This window comes from Collinsella aerofaciens (assembly GCF_020181355.1).
Taxonomy (GTDB): Bacteria; Actinomycetota; Coriobacteriia; order Coriobacteriales; family Coriobacteriaceae; genus Collinsella.
In genome coordinates, this window is record NZ_CP084004.1 from 2200688 (window position 1) to 2217385 (window position 16698).

A 16698-nucleotide genomic window follows, 5' to 3' on the forward strand; every position below is an offset into this window, starting at 1 on the left:
CAAGCCGCAAAAACAGGGAAAGGAACCCGCCATGAAAAAGCAGTTTAAACTCGACGAGATCGACTGCGCCAACTGCGCGCGTAAGCTTCAGGACGAGCTGGCCAAGCTCGATGGCGTCAAGTCCGTTTCGGTCAACTTTATGACCCAAAAGTTGACGCTCGAAGCCGACGACGCCGAGTTCGACGAGGTCCTCGATCGCGTCGTGGAGTTTACCGCCGACGCCGAGCCGGACTGCGAGATCATTCTCTAGCCCAGGTTTACGCTGACCCACAAGGCCGCGCTTGCTGCGGCCTTTGCTCGCAAAATTATATGAGCGAGTGTTCATACATTCAAATGGGAGGTTTGAATCATGGCGGCTGCCGATCCCAAAAAGAAAAAGAAGAAGCGCAAGAAGAAAGAGTCCCTTGAGCATAAGCGCAACCGTATCCTGGTAGCGCTAGGCATTTTTGCGGTGGTGTACGCCCTCGACGAGCTCGGTACCCTTACCGCCGCATTCGGCGCCCCGGGTGACGTCTACGCCAGCTTCGTGCTGTTCCTGGTGCCGTTCCTAATTGCCGGCTACGACGTGCTCCAAAAGGCGTTCAATAACATCCGCCGCGGCAAGGCCTTCGACGAAAGCTTCCTCATGGCCGTCGCGATCATCGGCGCGTTTGCCATGGTGCTCTTCCCCGATACCGACCCGCACATGGCCGAAGGCGCCGCCGTCATGCTGTTCTATCAGGTTGGCGAGCTATTCCAGGCATACGCCGTGGGCAAAAGCCGCAAGTCGATCAGCGCCATGATGGACATCGCGCCCGATTACGCCAACATCGAGCAAGCCGACGGCACACTCGAGCAGGTCTTCCCCGACGACATCGCCGTCGGCACCGTCATCGTCATTAAGCCCGGCGAGCGCGTGCCCATCGACGGCGTCATCGTCGAAGGCGAGACACAGCTCGATACCGCCGCCCTTACCGGAGAGTCGGTCCCCCGCCCGGCCAAAACTGGAGACGATATCATCAGCGGCTGCATCAACATGACGGGTCTCCTCCACGTGCGCACCACCAAGCCCTTTGGCGAGTCCACCGTCGCGCGCGTCCTGGAGCTCGTAGAAAACGCTAGTGAGAAGAAGGCACGCACCGAGAACTTCATCACGCGCTTCGCCCGCGTCTACACGCCCGCTGTCACCGGCGCGGCCGCGGTACTCGCGCTCGGCGGTGGCCTGGTCACCGGTGCCTGGTCCGACTGGATCCTGCGCGGCCTGACCTTCCTGGTCGTCAGCTGCCCATGCGCGCTCGTGATCAGCGTGCCGCTCAGCTTCTTTGGCGGCATCGGCGGCGCATCCAAGCTGGGCGTCCTCATCAAGGGCTCCAACTATCTCGAGACGCTCGCCGATGTGGACACCGTCGTCTTTGACAAGACCGGCACGCTCACCAACGGCACGTTTTCGGTCGTGGCGGTACACCCCGAGGCAGGCTATACCGAGCAGTCGCTGCTCGAGGTCGCGGCCCTTGCCGAGTCGTTCTCCGACCATCCCATCGCGCAGTCGGTACGCACCGCCTTCCAGGGCGAGCTCGATCCCAAACGCGTAAGTGACTCCACCAATGACGCGGGCCATGGCGTGACGGCGAATATCGACGGCAAGCGCGTCATCGTCGGCAATGCCAAGATGCTTGCTGTGGCCGGTATCGAAGCGCCCAATTGCGAGATCGTCGGCACCATCCTCCACGTGCTGGTCGATGATACGTACGCCGGCCACATCGTAATTGCCGACACCATAAAGGCCGATGCCGAGCAGACAATTCGCGACCTGCACGCCGCCGGCGTCAAGCGCACCGTCATGCTCACGGGCGACCGTGAGGAAGTTGCGGCATCTGTGGCCAAGCAACTCGGTCTCGACGAGTTCCATGCGCAGCTGTTACCGGGTGATAAGGTCGAGCGTGTCGAGGCGCTGCTTGCAGCAGAATCGGGCAAGGGCAAGCTCGCCTTTGTAGGCGACGGCATCAACGATGCGCCTGTGCTCACCCGTGCAGACGTTGGCATTGCCATGGGCGCCATGGGTTCCGACGCCGCAATTGAGGCCGCCGACGTGGTGCTGATGGACGACAAGCCTTCCAACATCTCCCGCGCGATCCGCGTGGCGCGCAAGACCATGACGATTGTTTGGCAGAACATCATCTTTGCGCTGGGCATTAAGCTGCTGATTCTGGTGCTCGCGGCGCTCGGCATTGCCAACATGTGGCTCGCCGTCTTTGGCGACGTGGGCGTGGCGATCATAGCCATTCTGAACGCCATGCGCGCAATGGGCGTCAAGAACGCCTAGCTTAGTTGTGGTCCCTCCGGCCGGGGCCGGGCTTGGTTTTGAAAACGTCCTCGACCAATGAAGTGCCCCCGTTCTGCTCCTTCGGAGCTACGAACGGGGGCACTCCTGGTCTGCGGAATGTTTTCAAAACCAAGCCCGGCCCCGGCCTGCAGTAACATCGCTGGCGGTTCTTGGGCATCGCTTGCTGGCGAGGTTCCTTTGCTGAAATGGACTTGGCCGAAAGGGCCGCTGGTCCCGGTCGCTGGTTCGCGCTTTGCGCGAACTCCGCGCTACTGTGGGTCAGTTAGGCTTCTGTTGTTGAACCCGCTACGTCTTCCCGGCCCAACATCGCCCGTAGCTTCTCGAAGCTCTCCTCGCTCAGGCAGTGCTCCATGTGGCAGCCCTCTTGCGACGCGACCTCAGCCGAAACACCCGCATCCTCCAGCAGCCCCACGAAAAAGCAGTGACGCTCCCACATTTGACGAGCGACCTCCAGCCCTCGCTCTGTCAGATGAACATCTCGTTTGCCCATTTCGACATAGCCGTTGCTTTCCAGCGTCGCCATGGCCTTGGAAACGCTCGCCTTGGTTACGCCGAGGTACTCCGCAACGTCGATCGAGCGCACGATGCCCTGACGCTCCGACAGAACGTAGATCGATTCGAGATAGTCTTCTCCGGATTCACGTAGGGCCATGGGCCGCCTTTCGCGATGGCTTCTAGTTAGCCTTTGGATACTTTTGCTTGATTTACTTTACCGCAAAAGTTGCCCATGTCTTACTACGTTGTTCAAAAAGTTAACCGTGTTTCACAAAATGCGCGGGGTAAGCAAGGCGACACGGCACGCAGCGCGCAAGGAGTGTCCCCCTCTGCCGGCAGAAAAAGGAACGTCCCCAAGTGCCGAATCCGCAGCTACAGCAGACCAAAGTGCTTCGCAGCGTTGTAGATCCCGTCGTCATCCACGGCGGTCGTCACGTAGGTCGCCGCGGCCTTCACGGTATCCTGCGCATTACCCATGGCCACACTCGTGCCCACGGCGGAAAACATCGACAGGTCGTTCTCGCCGTCGCCAAAGGCAATCGCCTCGCTCGCGTCGACACCCAGGCGCTCCAGCGTCGCCGCCACGCCCAGGTCCTTGCCGCCGTTAGCGGGAATAATGTCGCAGAACAGGTCGCACCAGCGCGTGGTGAGCGAATGCGACACGGCGTCGGTCACGATATATTCGTCGGTAGGGTCCACAAAGGCGCAGAACTGATAGACCGGCGCGTCAAAGGCGTGCTCAAACGGCTCCTCGTGGTAGACGATCCCCGCGTTGTTGCCAGCCGTCACCACGCGCTCGGACAGGCAGTTCACAAACGAGTTCTCGCCCTGCATGCACAGCGAGTCGTAGCGCCCCTGCGCCACCTGGTCCACAATCACCGCAACATCGTCTGAATCGATCGGGCAGCTGCGATAAACGCCCTTGGCATCAAAACAGTGCTGGCCCGAAAGCGTAATGTACGCATCCCAACCCAGGTCGAACAGCCAATCCGGCATCTGGTAGGTCGGGCGACCCGTGGCGATCACGCACGCAATCCCCTGCTCGCGAAAGCTGTCGAGCACCTGCTGCGCCGACGCCGGAATCCGATGGGTCTTAAAGCTCAGCAGCGTGCCATCGATATCGAAAAACGCGGCTTTGATCATCCTCGTCTACTCCTCGCCCTCGAGCTTCTCGCTCGCCTCGAGCCACGCCATCTCCAGCTCGTCCATGGCGGCGTGAGCCTCGTCAATCTTTGCCTGCTGCTCGCCCAGCGCCGTGTAGTTGGTGGGGTCGACCTGGGCCATCGCGGCCTCGGCCTCCTCCACGCGGGCGCGCTGCGTCTCCATCTTGCGCTCGAGCGAGCTCACCTCGCGGCGGAGCTTCTGGCGCTCGGCGTTGGAAAGGCCATTGGGCTGGCCGCTCGACTTGGGTTTTTCGGCCGCAGCCGCCGCAGCACCGGTGTCGAACGTGCCGGTCTTGGCACTCGGCGCACCCACGGGTTCACCCTCGGCGGTGGCATTGCACATACGCAGGTACTGGTCGACGCCGCCGGGCATATGCGTCAGGTGGCCGTCGAGCAGCGCCCACTGCTGGTCGGTCACGCGCTCCATCAAGAAGCGGTCGTGCGTCACCAGGATCAACGTGCCGGGCCAGCCGTCGAGCAGGTCCTCGACAATCGCAAGCATGTCGGTATCCAGGTCGTTACCGGGCTCGTCCAGGATGAGCACGTTGGGCTCGTCCAGAATCGTCAGCAACAGCGACAGGCGACGGCGCTGGCCGCCCGAAAGATCGCCGATGCGGCTCCAGAGCTGCTGCGTCGTAAAGCCCAGGCGCTCGCAGAGCTTCTCGGGCGAAGTCTCCTTACCGTCGATGACGTAGTACTTCTTATAGTTGCCGAGCACCTCGCGGATCGTGTCGCCCATGTAGGGTTCGAGCTCCTCGAGCTGCTGCGACAGCACGCCAAAGCGCACTGTCTGGCCAATCTTCACGCGGCCGCGCGTGGGCTCAATCTTGCCCTGGATCACGTCGAGCAAGGTCGACTTGCCGGCGCCGTTCTCACCCAAAAGGCCATAGCGGTCGCCCGCACCGATGAGCCAGGTCACATCGTTGAGCACCTGCTTGGGCGCGCCATCGGTATCCGCATAGCCGGCGTCCACGTCGACCACGTCGATAACCTGCTTGCCCAGGCGACTCACCGCCAGGCGCTTGAGCTCCAGCTCGTCACGTACGGGCGGTACGTCGGCTATCAGCTCGCGAGCGGCGTCCACGCGAAACTTGGGCTTGGTGGAGCGCGCCTGGGCACCGCGGCTCAGCCACGCGAGCTCCTTGCGCGCCATGTTGCGACGGCGCTCCTCGGTAACCGCGGCCATGCGGTCGCGCTCCACACGCTGCAGGATGTAGGCCGAGTAACCGCCCTCGAAGGGATCGACCTGGCCGTCGTGGACCTCCCACATGCTGGTGCAGACCTCGTCCAGGAACCAGCGGTCGTGCGTGACCACAAGCATCGCGCCCTGACCGCGCTGCCAGCGGGCCTTTAAGTGACGCGCGAGCCAGTTGATGGTACGCATGTCCAGGTGGTTGGTAGGCTCGTCGAGCATGAGCACGTCGTAGTCGCCGATCAGCAGGCGCGCGAGGTCCACGCGGCGGCGCTGGCCGCCCGAAAGCTCGCCCACCGTGCCCTCCCAGGGCACATCGCTAATAAGGCCGGCCAGGATCTGACGCGTACGCGGGCTCGAGGCCCACTCGTACTCGGGCGCGTCGCCGACGACGGCATGATGCACGGTGTCGGTATCGGCCAGGTTGTCCTTTTGGCCGAGCAATCCGATCGTCGTGTCACGGCGATGCGTCACGCGGCCGTCGTCGGGCTCCAGCGTGCCGGCGAGCACGCTCAACAGCGTCGACTTGCCGTCGCCGTTTTTGCCGACAATACCAATGCGGTCGCCCTCGCCCACGCCGAGCGTCACGCTATCGAAAATATGCTTGGTGGGAAACTCTAGGCTGATGGAATCGCATCCCAAAAGAATCGCCATATGCCCTGCTCCTTCGTAGAAATACAACGTTGTCCATGATAGCAGCGAGCCCCACCCCAAACCACCACGAAGGTGCCTGTCCCCTTTGTGGTGGTCGTTTCGGTCGCAGAGCAAAAGGCGGGCCATCTCGCAAAAGAGATGACCCGCCTCTCCAATCAGTCCCGCGGCAACCGTAACCGCCGCGGGCCTCAAGCATGTCCCGGACTAGGAGAACATGCCGGTGAGGTAATCATTCAGCCGCTTATCCTTGGGCCGTTGGAAAATCTCGTCGGTCTCGTCGTACTCGACCATATCGCCCATGTAGAAGAACGCCGTGCGGTTGGACACGCGCGACGCCTGCTCCATGTTGTGCGTCACGATGACGATGGCGCGCTCGGCCACAATCGATGACATGAGGTCCTCGATCGCCAGCGTCGAGATGGGGTCGAGCGCCGAGCAGGGCTCGTCAAACAGGATCACGTCGGGGTTGAGCGCCAGCGTGCGCGCGATGCACAGACGCTGCTGCTGGCCGCCCGAAAGCGCGTAGGCGCTCTTGTCGAGCTTGTCCTTGACCTCGTCCCACAGCGCCGCACCACGCAGACTTTCCTCGACCATACGATCAAGCTCGTCGCGGTCGGTGATACCGTGGCGTTTAGGCGCAAACGTGATGTTGTCGCGAATGGACTTGCGGAAAGGATTGGGCTGCTGGAACACCATGCCAATGGAGCGGCGCAGCTCGTAGGTGTTTTCGGTCTTGGTGTTCACGTTGCGCCCGCGGTAGCTGATCTCGCCCTCCACGCGGCAGCCGCGAATCTCGCGATTCATAAGGTTGAGGCTGCGCAAGAAGGTCGACTTACCGCAGCCCGAAGGCCCGATGAGCGCCGTGATCTCGCCCTTGTGAAAGTCGAGCGACGTATCGTGCAGGGCATGGTGGTCGCCATAGTACACGTTGACGTCCTTGGTGGAGAGCACGACCTTGTCGCTCACGGCCCTGCCGCTCACGCGAACGCGTTTCTCGCTCTCCCCCACACTCGACAGAAAGTCCTGGGTCTCGGACGGTGCCGCTTCGGCTGCGGGTGTTGCTTTCATCTCGCTCACTCGGCCGTCATCCTCCTTGCCAGTTGCTTGCCCACGATACGGGCGATTACGTTAAACAGCAGCACGCAAATCATCAGCAGCGCAGCGGTACCCCAAACGATCTGCTGGGCCTCGGGGCTGCCCTCGCCATAGATCTTGTAGATGTGCACGGCGAGCGACTCACCGGGGCGGAACACGTTCCAGGCGCAGGTGGGACTCGACAGGTTAAAGCTCAAGAAGTTCAGGCGAACCGGCGAGCTCATGCCCGAGGTAAAGAGCAGTGCCGCGGCCTCGCCAAACACGCGGCCGGCCGAAAGCACGATGCCGGTCACGATGGCGGGCATGGCCTCGGGAATCAAGATGTGCAGCGTGGCCTCCCAGCGGGTAAGGCCCATGGCCAGGCACGCATCGCGCTGGGCCTGCGGCACGTCCTCGAGCGCCTGTTGGATCACGCGCACCAGGATGGGAATGTTGAACATGGTGAGCGCAACGGCGCCGGAGATGATGGAGTACTTCCAGCCCAGCTGCACCGAGAAGACCAGGAAACCGAACATGCCGACGACGATGGAAGGCAGCGAGGACAGCGTCTCGATGGCGGTGGAGGCGATGTCGCGGATGGGCCCATTCGGCGCGTACTCAACCAAAAAGACCGCGCCGCCCAGGCTGATGGGCACCGAGATGATCAGGGTGATCAGCAGCAGATAGAACGAGTCGAACAGCTGATAGAGCACGCCGCCCTGGGTTCCGTTGGCACGCGCGGGCTGCGTGAGGAAGCTCGGCTGGAACAGCGTCGAGATGCCCTCGAACAGGATATAGGCCACCATGGAAATGACGACGAGCATGACGATGGCGACGATCGCCGTCAACACGCCCGTGGCGATGCGGTCCTGTTTTTGGACACGCCCGAGTCTCGCCTCGTCGATATGGATGCGCGTGCTAGCCACGAGCCTTCGCCCCCTTGCGGCCAATGAGATGGATAATCAGGATGAAGATGAGGCTCATGCCCATCAGCAGCAGACCGAGCGCCCACAGAACGTCGTCCTGGGCTGAGCCCTCGGCATAGACAGCCATAGACGTGGTGAGCGTGGTGGTGATGGTGGACGCCGGCGACAGCAGCGACGTCGGCATGGCCTCGATGCCGCCGATAACCATGCGCACGGCGAGCGTCTCGCCAAAGGCGCGGGTCATGCCAAGGATGACCGCGGTCATGAGCGAAGGCATGGCGCTCTTGAGCACCACGTGCCAGATGGTCTGCCAGCGGGTATAGCCCAGCGAGAGCGAGCCCTGGCGGTAGCTGTCGGGCACGGCGCGCAGGCCATCGACCGAAAGCGTGGTCATGGTCGGCAGGATCATGACGGCCAGCACGATGGCGCCGGGTAAGATGCCCAGACCCGTGCTCACATGGAAAACACTCTTCATAAGGCCGACAACCACGTGAAAGCCGATCAAGCCAAAGACGACCGAGGGAATGCCGGTCAAAAGCTCAATAAGCGGCTGAAAGATCTTGGAACCAAACTTAGGCTGGATCTCAACTGCAAAGATGGCAGAGCCGATGGCGATGGGCAGCGCGATGAGCGTGGAGAGCACCATGACTGCAAACGAGGTGACGATCAGGGGCAGGGCGCCGGTATAAGGCAGGCCGTTTTCGGCCGTGTTGGCCAGGTCCCACTTGGTGCCGGTAAAGAACTCGACGACCGAGACGCCGTCCTTGATAAAAGCCGAGAGGCCCTTTTGGGCGACCATAAAGATGAGTGCGGCAACGACAAGCGTCACGAGCGCAACGCACGCGCCCGTGACGCCCAGGCCCACGTTCTCAAGGTCGCGCTTTGGCAGCTGTTTTGCCATTGCAAACCTTTCCGGGGGCGATTACCTATTTAGCGGAGACCTTGCCGCTGGCGTCCTTGACGACCTTCATGGCAGAGACGGGGATAAAGCCCTGCTCCTCGACAAGTTTGCCCTGGACGTCGTCGGAAAGCATAAAGTCCAGGAAGGCCTTGGTGGCCTCGTCGGCGTCCTTGGCGCAGTACATGTGCTCGGTAGCCCAGATCTTGAAGGAGTCGTCGGTGACATTCTTGCTCTTGGGCTCGACACCCTCGACCTTGACGGCGTTGAACTTGGAATCGTCAAAGTGCGAGAAGTCGAGGTAGGAGATGGCGTTGTCGGTGCTGCCCATCTGAGTCTGAACGTCGCCGGACTTGTCGAGCTCGGCGTCGCCCTTAAAGTCGACAACCTCGTCGCCAAAGACGGCGGCCTCGAAGGTGGCGCGAGTGCCGGAGCCGGCCTTGCGGTTGAGAACGACGATGGTGGCGTCGTCGCCGCCGACCTCCTTCCAGTTGGTGATCTGGCCGGAGAAGATGCCCTTGAGCTGCTCGAGGGACAGGTCGTCGACCGTCACGTTCTTGGAGACGACGGGACCCATGCCCACGACAGCAACCTCATGGTCGACGAGGTTCTTGACCTGGTCGGCCTCGAGCTTGGTCTCGGCGAAGACGTCGGAATTACCGATGGTAACGGTGCCGGCGGCGACAGCGGTCAGGCCCTTGCCCGAACCGTTGCCCGAGCCGGAGACGGAGACGTCCGGGTTGGCATCCATGAACTTCTCGGCAGCGGCCTCGACGAGAGCCTGGAACGAGGAGGCGCCGTCGTAAGTCACCTCGCCGGAGACGGACTCGGCAGCAGCGGCGCTACCCTCGGCAGCGGTGTCGGCGGCGTTGGAGCCACCGCAGCCAACGAGGCCGAGACCGACGATGCTGGCAAGACCACCAGCGAGGCCGAGGAACTGACGACGAGAATAAGCCTGATCGAGCATGATCTTCCTTTCATACATGCGACTCGCGGGCACCCCGCCCGCTTTGCTGTTTGGAAAGATACGGCCCCGACCGGGCATCGCCCGCGCCAACTACGGTTTCTTACGGGCATTTGATAGACCCTTACCGCAAGCGCAGCACGGCCTTTACAAACGAATAACAAACCCGCCACCAAGCATGACCCGCCTTTTACACCAATAAAAACAAAGTTGCGGTGAAATAGTTCCTGCTTGGCCATCAAATGGCCCATTCTAGGAACTATTCCACCGCAACTTAGATTGGGAAACCGCGAGACCTTAAAGCTCTAATTCATTCAAACGGAGGATCGCAACAATATAGATCTTGAGCGCCTGCTTGAGCTGTTCCTCGTTGGCGCACTCGTTGGGGCCGTGCATCTGGCCGCCCCACGAGGGCAGCTCCAGGCCGGTCTCCTCGGGGCCAAACGAGACGGCGCGGGCAAAGTTGCGCGCGTACGTGCCGCCGCCCATGGCAAAGGGTTCAGCATGCTTGCCGGTGAACTCGTTATAGGTATCGATAAGCGCCTTCACGGCCGGATCATCGGCAGAGACCGAGAACGGCACCTTCGCGCGACCCAGCTGGCACGTCACGCCGAAACGGCCCACGAGCGGATCGAGCTGCTCGCGGATGGTATCGGCACTCGTGCTGTCGGGGAAGCGCACGTCGATGACCTGCTCGATATGGCCATCCGCCACGCGGATGACGCCAGCGTTGCAGGTAAGCGGGCCAAACGCCGGACTCGTCGCATCGATACCCAGGCCGCGGCCATAGGCGTCCGCATGCACAAAGGCCAAAAACTTGACAAACTCGTGCTCGGCGGGCGTCAACAGGCGCTTGTCACGGGCGCCAAACGCGTCCTCGGCCTCGCGCAGATACGCCACGATCAGGCCGACAGCGTTGATAGTGCCCTCAGGCATCGAGGCATGACCGCCAATACCGTGGGCAAAAATCTGCGCATGCCCGTTATCGAGCGTCGTGATCTCCAGGCGGTCGGCGTTCTCGACCGGTGCCGGCAGCTCATCGGCGGCAATCGCGAGTTCGCAGATAGACTGCGACGGAATGGCGTTGCTCGCCTCGGCACCGCTCCAGGACACGATGCGCCCGCCGTCGATCTTGGGGCTCACAAACGTCGCCCCAAACTGGCCCTTCTCGGCATTGCAAACCGGGAACTCGGCATCGGGCGTAAACAGGAAATCGGGGTCTGCGTGGTTCTCCAGATAATGGTGAACGTCGGACATGCCCACTTCCTCATCGCAGCCCAGCAGCGCGCGGAAGGTATAGCGCGGCACAATGCCGTGCCTGAGCAGATAAGCACCAGCGTAGAGCGACAGCACCGCCGGGCCCTTGTCATCAATCACGCCACGGCCGAGCAGCCATCCCTCGCGACGCTCCATCGCAAACGGGTCGGTGTTCCAACCGGGGCCGGCAGGCACCACGTCCACATGGCAGATGGTCGCAAGCTGCTTATCGCCGCGCCCCGGGATATCGGCGATGCCCACATAACCCTCGTCATCGCTCGTCTGGTAGCCGAGCTTTTGCGCAATGCCGAGCGCGCAATCGAGCGCATCACGGACCGGGCGGCCAAACGGCACACCGGGCTCCGCATCGGCAGCAACGGCCACGGACGGATAGCTCACCAGCTGCTCGATATCGGCGACGACATCCTCCCAGACCTCGTCGACATACTCGGCGACGCTCTGCTCCACCTGATTCATGGACGACCTCCTTAGCAATGAGCGGCGAGCGTGCCCGCCCCTCACATTACGTCATTAGATAGCGAAAAGTTTAGCAAGCTCGGCCACCGAGTGCACCACCGCATCGGCACCCGCTGCCTCATGCTCGCCCGGCGCCGCCGCGCCCGAATAGATGCCAATGCACGGCACGCCCATCGCGTGCGCGCCCTCCACATCGTTGAAGCGATCGCCGATCATCACGGCATCGTCGGCCGTCGCGCCGAGCGCCGCCAGGGCATCGCGGACCGAATCGGCCTTGGTCTCGCGTCCCTGCGGCGGATTCATGCCAACCACCGCCTCAAACTGAGAAAGTCCGAGCTCACGTACCATGTCGATACACTTTGCCTCCATGCGCGACGTCGCCACGGCCATACGCTTGCCCCGGGCGGCCAACCCATCCAGCAGCTCGGGGATCCCATCGAACACGGGGTACTCCTCCGGTCCCAGCTCATCAAAAAAGGCGCGGTACTCGTCGGCCACCACAAGCGACTCCTCGCGCGAGAAGCCATAAAAGTCGTGAAAGCTCTTCCACAGCGGAGGCCCGATCATGCGGCGCAGATCACCCATCTGCGCCTCCGAAAACCCGCGCGCAGCCAGCGTCTTGCGCGTCGAGGTCATCACCGCCCGGCCCGTATCTGCCACCGTGCCGTCAAAATCGAACAGCACAACCGGCCGTTTGCCTATCTCCAACGCCCCCATCGGCATTCCTCTTCCCCAGTTGACGATTTCCACACCGACACTTCAAACTGTTGACTATTCAACAATTGAACCTAGTAATGTGGAACGACTCTACTATACTTGTCGCACTTTGCTCTCAGAAGGCGGCGCGCAAGCGTCCCAACGAAAGGTGCAATTATGTCTTTTGCCATCATAACCGACTCCACGTCGGACATCTCCCCCGCCCGCGCCCAAGAGCTCGGCATTTACGTGATTCCGCTGCATGTGATTATCGAGGGCGAGGACCTGCTCGACCAGGTGCAGATTACCGCCCAGGAGTACGTCGCGCGCATGGCCGGCTCCGAGCAACTGCCGCACACCTCGCAGCCGAGCGCCGGCGAGTTCAAGGCACTCTTTGACCGCGTGCTCGCCGACGGCCACGACAGCGCCATCTTTATCTCGCTGTGCGGCGAGTGGTCCGCCTGCTATGCCAACGCCAGCCTGACGGCCGAAACACACGAGCTCGACGTGCGCTGCATCGACTCGCGCACCGGCTCGGGCGCCGAGGGCCTGCTGGTGGAGTACGCACTGGCCATGCGCGAGGACGGTCGCAGCCTGGACGAGACCGAGGCGCAGATCCGCGCGACGCTGCCCGACGCCCACCTGCTGCTGATTCCCCGCACGCTCGAGAACCTCGTTAAGAACGGCCGCGCGCCCAAGCTCGCCGGCCAGCTCACGCAGATGCTCAACATTCGCCTGGCCGTTTCGCCGGAGTGGAAAACGGGCGAGATCAAGGCCATCAAAAAGGGCCGCGGCGCCAAGCGCATCGTCGCCAACACCATGGCCGATTGCCTCGCATTTTTGGCCGAGCACCCGGGCTCCAGCGTGCGCGTGCTCACGACTGGCGCCGCCGAGGAGCAGGAGCTCGTCAACCAAGCGCTCGCAGGCCAGGACTACGTAGACGCCGGCACCGGCCCCATCGGCTGCACCATCGCCACCCACGTAGGCGTCGACGCCATCGCCATCAGCTACTGCCCCCGCTACCAACCCATCCACTAGGGGCACCTTTACCACTTGCGGTGGAATAGGGACTGTTTTTGGCTCATCAGCCGCAAATCAATCCCTATTCCACCGCAACTTAGAAGCAGTTCATTTGGGACGGGGCTAAAAAGACTGGTATCAAACGTTTCAGACCAGTCTTTTTAGCCCCGTCCCATTTTAGCTACTCTACATCAGCCCGCTCAGGGCGATGTCGACAGCCTCGTTGAGGTCATCGGTAATGTGTACCAGATCCGGATCGAGCGGGCTGATCATACCGGCGCTCATCACCGGGCCGTTGAGCCAGTCGAACAGGCCCTGCCAGTACTCGGTACCCACCAAAACGAGCGGCATACGCTTGACCTTGTGCGTCTGCACCAGCGTGAGCACCTCGAACATCTCGTCGAGCGTGCCAAAACCACCGGGAAACACGATGGCGCCCGAGCTGTATTTGACGAACATGGTCTTGCGTACAAAGAAGTAGCGGAAGTCCATACCGAGGTTCACGTATTTGTTGAGCCCATGCTCGTGCGGAAGCTCGATACCCAGGCCGACTGACTTGCCGTTGACGCTCGCCGCTCCCTTGTTGGCCGCTTCCATGATGCCGGGGCCGCCACCGGTGATAACCGCCACGCCGCGCTGGGCAATCTTACGGCCGACCGTGCGCGCCGCCTTGTAGAGCGGATCGGTCTTGGGCGTACGGGCACTACCGAAGATGGTCACCGCAGGCCCTAACTCGGCAAGTGCGCCAAAGCCATCGACAAACTCGGCCTGGATGCGCAGTACGCGCCACGGATCGGCATGCAGCCAGTCGGTCGACTCCTCGGGCGCCAGTAGGTTGGCGTAGGTGTTGTCCTTAGGAATCATGGGGCCGCGCATGACCACGGGACCGCGGCGGTACGTCTCGTCGTAGGCAGGCTCGCCCTCGACATTCTCGTTCTTAATCATGGGTGCTCCTATCGAGAAAAAGAAAAACGGGCGGGGTCGACGCCATGCGCCAAACACCCGCCCGAACATCAACTATTCGGTATGGTACCCACGAAGCATCAAGCGCTTGCAAGCTATCGGTCAGCGGTCGTGCAGCCAGCGTCAGAGAATGTGACGAGCGGCTGCCGCTCAGCCTTTGCCGTTGCCCACGCTCTGCAAGCGTGTCTGTCGCCCTTAGTAATCCACCGCAGCAGGACTGTTCATCCAGTCGCCCACGAACGCACCGTAGCGGCCCTCGATAATGGCCTGACGGGCACGCTGCATAAGGTTGAGCAGGTAGTAGATGTTGTGCATCGACAGCAGAATGCCGCCGAGCATCTCCTTCTGCGTGACCATGTGACGGATGAGCGCACGGCTGTAACCGCCCGTGCACACCGGGCAGGTGCAGGTGGGATCGATGGGGCCGTCGTCATGCGCAAAGCGGGCGTTGCGGAAGTTAAGGCGACCTTCACTGGAGAATGCCGTGCCCATGCGGCCGGTGCGCGTCGGCAGCACGCAGTCGAACATATCGATGCCCACGCCCACACCGCGCACGAGGGTGGTGGGGTTGCCGACGCCCATCAGGTAGCGCGGCTTGTGCTTGGGCATGTACTCGCTCACAAGCGGCGTCAGGGTCTCGAACATGGTCTCGTGGTCCTCGCCCACCGAGTAGCCGCCGATGCCGTAACCGGGGAAGTCGCCGCACTCCTCCAGATGGCGCAGCGAGCGCAGGCGCAGATCTAGGTGCATGCCGCCCTGGACGATACCAAAGAGTGCCTGGTCGTCGCGGGTATGCGCCTTATAGCAGCGCTCGGCCCACATGCTCGACAGCTCAACGGCGCGCTCAACGTAGGCGCGCGTGGCGGGATAGCCCGGGCACTGGTCCAGCTGCATGCAGATGTCGGAGCCGAGTTTCATGGCGATTTCCATGTTGTCCTCGGGCGTCCAGAACACGTGGCGGCCGTCGTAATCGTTGACGATAAAGCGCACGCCCTCATCGGTGAGCTTGACCGCGTCGTTGTGGCTGAACACCTGGAAACCGCCCGAGTCGGTGAGGATAGGGCCGTGCCAGTTCATAAACTTGTGCAGGCCGCCCAGCTCGGCGATGGTATCCTCGCCGGGACGCATGGACAGGTGATAGGTATTGGCAAGCACGATCTGGGCGCCGAGCTGTTTGACGGTCTCGGTAGGAATGCCCTTGACGTTTGCCTTGGTGCCCACGGGCATGAAGATCGGTGTCTCGATGTCGCCGTGCGGGGTGTGCAGCACGCCGGCACGCGCATGCGTCGTCGGGTCCTCGGCGATCAGGTCGAATTTAAAAAGGCTCTGGTCCATAAACTGGAACTCCTTGGTTGCGGTTCATACGCAAACCATTATACGGGCAACCCGCAAGAAGCACCGACTCGACAGAAACTGATGCATTAAACGACTAGTCGTCGGGGACAATCTTCAGCGCCATCTTGCAAAGAAGTGTCCCAATCTGCCGGCACTTAGGGACCGTCCCCAGGTGCCGGCAAGAGCGTCCCTTTCGACTAGTCATTTAAGAACGTCCCCAACGACTACATCTGGGATTATTTCCAACGGCCAAGGCAACGCCGATGCTCTGACAACGTCAGCGAGCGGTCGCCAGAGCGAACAAATTGGCATGAAAAGAGGACGGCATAGACCTTCTGGTCATGCCGTCCTCTTTGAATGACAAGTTGTCGCTCTGGTGACCGCGCAGCGTCGGCTGGTCCGCCGTTCGTTAGAACGGCGGAACCTGAGACGTAACCCCTACGGCCGCTGGCCCATGCCACCCTCGAGGGTGACGGTCTCGCCGTTCATGTACTTAAAGTCGGGACCGCAGAGCTGAACGACCACGCGGCCGATTTCCTTCTCGACGTCGCCGTAGTGACCAGCCGGCGGCATGTGGACGTTGGCCTTGAACGCCTCGGGATAGGCATCCTGGAAGTTCTCGAGCGCAGCGGTCCAAGCAAGCGGGCACACGATGTTGACGTTAATGCCGTCCTTGCCCCACTCGTTGGCGGCAACGCGGGTCAGGCCGCGGATGCCCTCCTTGGCGGCAGCATAGCTGCACTGGCCATAGTTGCCAAACAGGCCGGCGCCCGAGGCAAAGTTGACCACGGAGCCCTTGGTCTCCTTCAGGTGCGGATAGGCCTTCTGCATGTACAGATAGGTAGCATACAGACCGGAGTAAATGGCCAGGTTAAACTGATCCATGGTGTGATCGGCGATGGTCACGCCCGAGGCGCTAGCCTGAGCATTGTTGACGACGGCGTCGATGCGGCCGAACTCCTCAATGGCCTTGTCGATGACGTTCTGGACGACGGCCTCGTTGTCCTGACCAGCCGAGACATCGGCCTGAACAGGCAGAACCTTGACACCGTACTCGGCCTCGAGAGACTCCTTGGCGGCCTCGAGCTTGGCGACGTTGCGGCCGGTGATGACGAGGTTCGCGCCCTCCTTGGCAAATGCGATATCGATGCCGTAGCCGATGGAGCCAGCGGAACCGTCCTTAAGCGTGGCCTTGCCGCCGCCGGTGACGATCACGGTCTTACCAGTGAAAAGTCCCATACAAAGTCCTTTCAAATCGCGA

At 61.8% G+C, this 16698-nt stretch carries 15 protein-coding genes; 3 read left to right on the forward strand and 12 right to left on the reverse strand.

The window, feature by feature from the left end:
• Positions 1-31 precede the first annotated feature (31 nt).
• Both LCQ44_RS09620 and LCQ44_RS09625 read left to right on the forward strand, forming a co-directional pair.
• Positions 32-250, forward strand: a complete 219-nt coding sequence (locus LCQ44_RS09620) for a cation transporter (RefSeq protein ID WP_225093724.1) — start codon at positions 32-34, stop codon at positions 248-250.
• A 99-nt stretch (positions 251-349) separates the two neighbouring features.
• Positions 350-2302 carry a heavy metal translocating P-type ATPase gene (locus LCQ44_RS09625; protein WP_225093725.1) on the forward strand — a complete coding sequence of 651 codons (1953 nt, stop codon included), beginning with the start codon at positions 350-352 and terminating at the stop codon, positions 2300-2302.
• Between the two features lie 283 nt (positions 2303-2585).
• Here LCQ44_RS09625 and LCQ44_RS09630 read toward each other — a convergent pair whose 3' ends face one another.
• The 9 genes from LCQ44_RS09630 to LCQ44_RS09670 form a co-directional block, all read right to left on the reverse strand.
• Positions 2586-2975 carry a metal-dependent transcriptional regulator gene (locus tag LCQ44_RS09630; protein ID WP_225093726.1) on the reverse strand — a complete coding sequence of 130 codons (390 nt, stop codon included), beginning with the start codon at positions 2973-2975 and terminating at the stop codon, positions 2586-2588.
• A gap of 215 nt (positions 2976-3190) precedes the next feature.
• Positions 3191-3961 (reverse strand): Cof-type HAD-IIB family hydrolase, encoded by a 771-nt coding sequence (locus LCQ44_RS09635; RefSeq protein WP_225093727.1) that lies wholly within the window; start codon positions 3959-3961, stop codon positions 3191-3193.
• Between the two features lie 6 nt (positions 3962-3967).
• The gene (locus LCQ44_RS09640) at positions 3968-5827 is read right to left on the reverse strand and encodes an ABC-F family ATP-binding cassette domain-containing protein (RefSeq protein WP_225093728.1); all 1860 of its coding nucleotides are present in this window, start codon (positions 5825-5827) and stop codon (positions 3968-3970) included.
• 204 nt (positions 5828-6031) lie between these two features.
• Positions 6032-6904, reverse strand: a complete 873-nt coding sequence (pstB, locus tag LCQ44_RS09645; protein ID WP_225093729.1) for a phosphate ABC transporter ATP-binding protein PstB — start codon at positions 6902-6904, stop codon at positions 6032-6034.
• Positions 6901-7827, reverse strand: coding sequence for a phosphate ABC transporter permease PstA (gene pstA / locus LCQ44_RS09650; protein WP_225093730.1), 927 nt, complete (start codon positions 7825-7827; stop codon positions 6901-6903). The genes pstB and pstA overlap by 4 nt, the downstream gene beginning before the upstream one ends.
• Entirely contained in the window at positions 7820-8728 is a 909-nt protein-coding gene (gene pstC, locus LCQ44_RS09655) for a phosphate ABC transporter permease subunit PstC (RefSeq protein ID WP_225093731.1), read from the reverse strand. The genes pstA and pstC overlap by 8 nt, the downstream gene beginning before the upstream one ends.
• A 25-nt stretch (positions 8729-8753) precedes the next feature.
• On the reverse strand, positions 8754-9692 hold the full coding sequence (locus tag LCQ44_RS09660) for a phosphate ABC transporter substrate-binding protein (protein ID WP_225093732.1): 939 nt from the start codon (positions 9690-9692) through the stop codon (positions 8754-8756).
• A 294-nt stretch (positions 9693-9986) separates the two neighbouring features.
• Positions 9987-11423 carry a M20 family metallopeptidase gene (locus tag LCQ44_RS09665; protein ID WP_225093733.1) on the reverse strand — a complete coding sequence of 479 codons (1437 nt, stop codon included), beginning with the start codon at positions 11421-11423 and terminating at the stop codon, positions 9987-9989.
• Positions 11424-11477: 54 nt separating this feature from the next.
• Positions 11478-12140, reverse strand: a complete 663-nt coding sequence (locus LCQ44_RS09670; protein WP_225093734.1) for an HAD hydrolase-like protein — start codon at positions 12138-12140, stop codon at positions 11478-11480.
• 156 nt (positions 12141-12296) lie between these two features.
• Here LCQ44_RS09670 and LCQ44_RS09675 point away from each other — a divergent pair, with 156 nt between their 5' ends.
• The gene (locus LCQ44_RS09675; protein ID WP_225093735.1) at positions 12297-13157 is read left to right on the forward strand and encodes a DegV family protein; all 861 of its coding nucleotides are present in this window, start codon (positions 12297-12299) and stop codon (positions 13155-13157) included.
• 168 nt (positions 13158-13325) lie between these two features.
• Here the strand turns inward: LCQ44_RS09675 and LCQ44_RS09680 are convergent, their stop codons facing one another.
• The 3 genes from LCQ44_RS09680 to LCQ44_RS09690 form a co-directional block, all read right to left on the reverse strand.
• A complete protein-coding gene (locus LCQ44_RS09680) occupies positions 13326-14084 on the reverse strand; it encodes an LOG family protein (RefSeq protein ID WP_215694800.1) in 759 nt (252 codons plus the stop codon).
• Positions 14085-14297: 213 nt separating this feature from the next.
• The gene (tgt, locus tag LCQ44_RS09685; RefSeq protein ID WP_215694799.1) at positions 14298-15437 is read right to left on the reverse strand and encodes a tRNA guanosine(34) transglycosylase Tgt; all 1140 of its coding nucleotides are present in this window, start codon (positions 15435-15437) and stop codon (positions 14298-14300) included.
• A gap of 438 nt (positions 15438-15875) precedes the next feature.
• Positions 15876-16676: an SDR family NAD(P)-dependent oxidoreductase gene (locus LCQ44_RS09690; protein WP_006235414.1), complete on the reverse strand. Its 801-nt coding sequence runs from the start codon at positions 16674-16676 to the stop codon at positions 15876-15878.
• Positions 16677-16698: the final 22 nt, after the last annotated feature.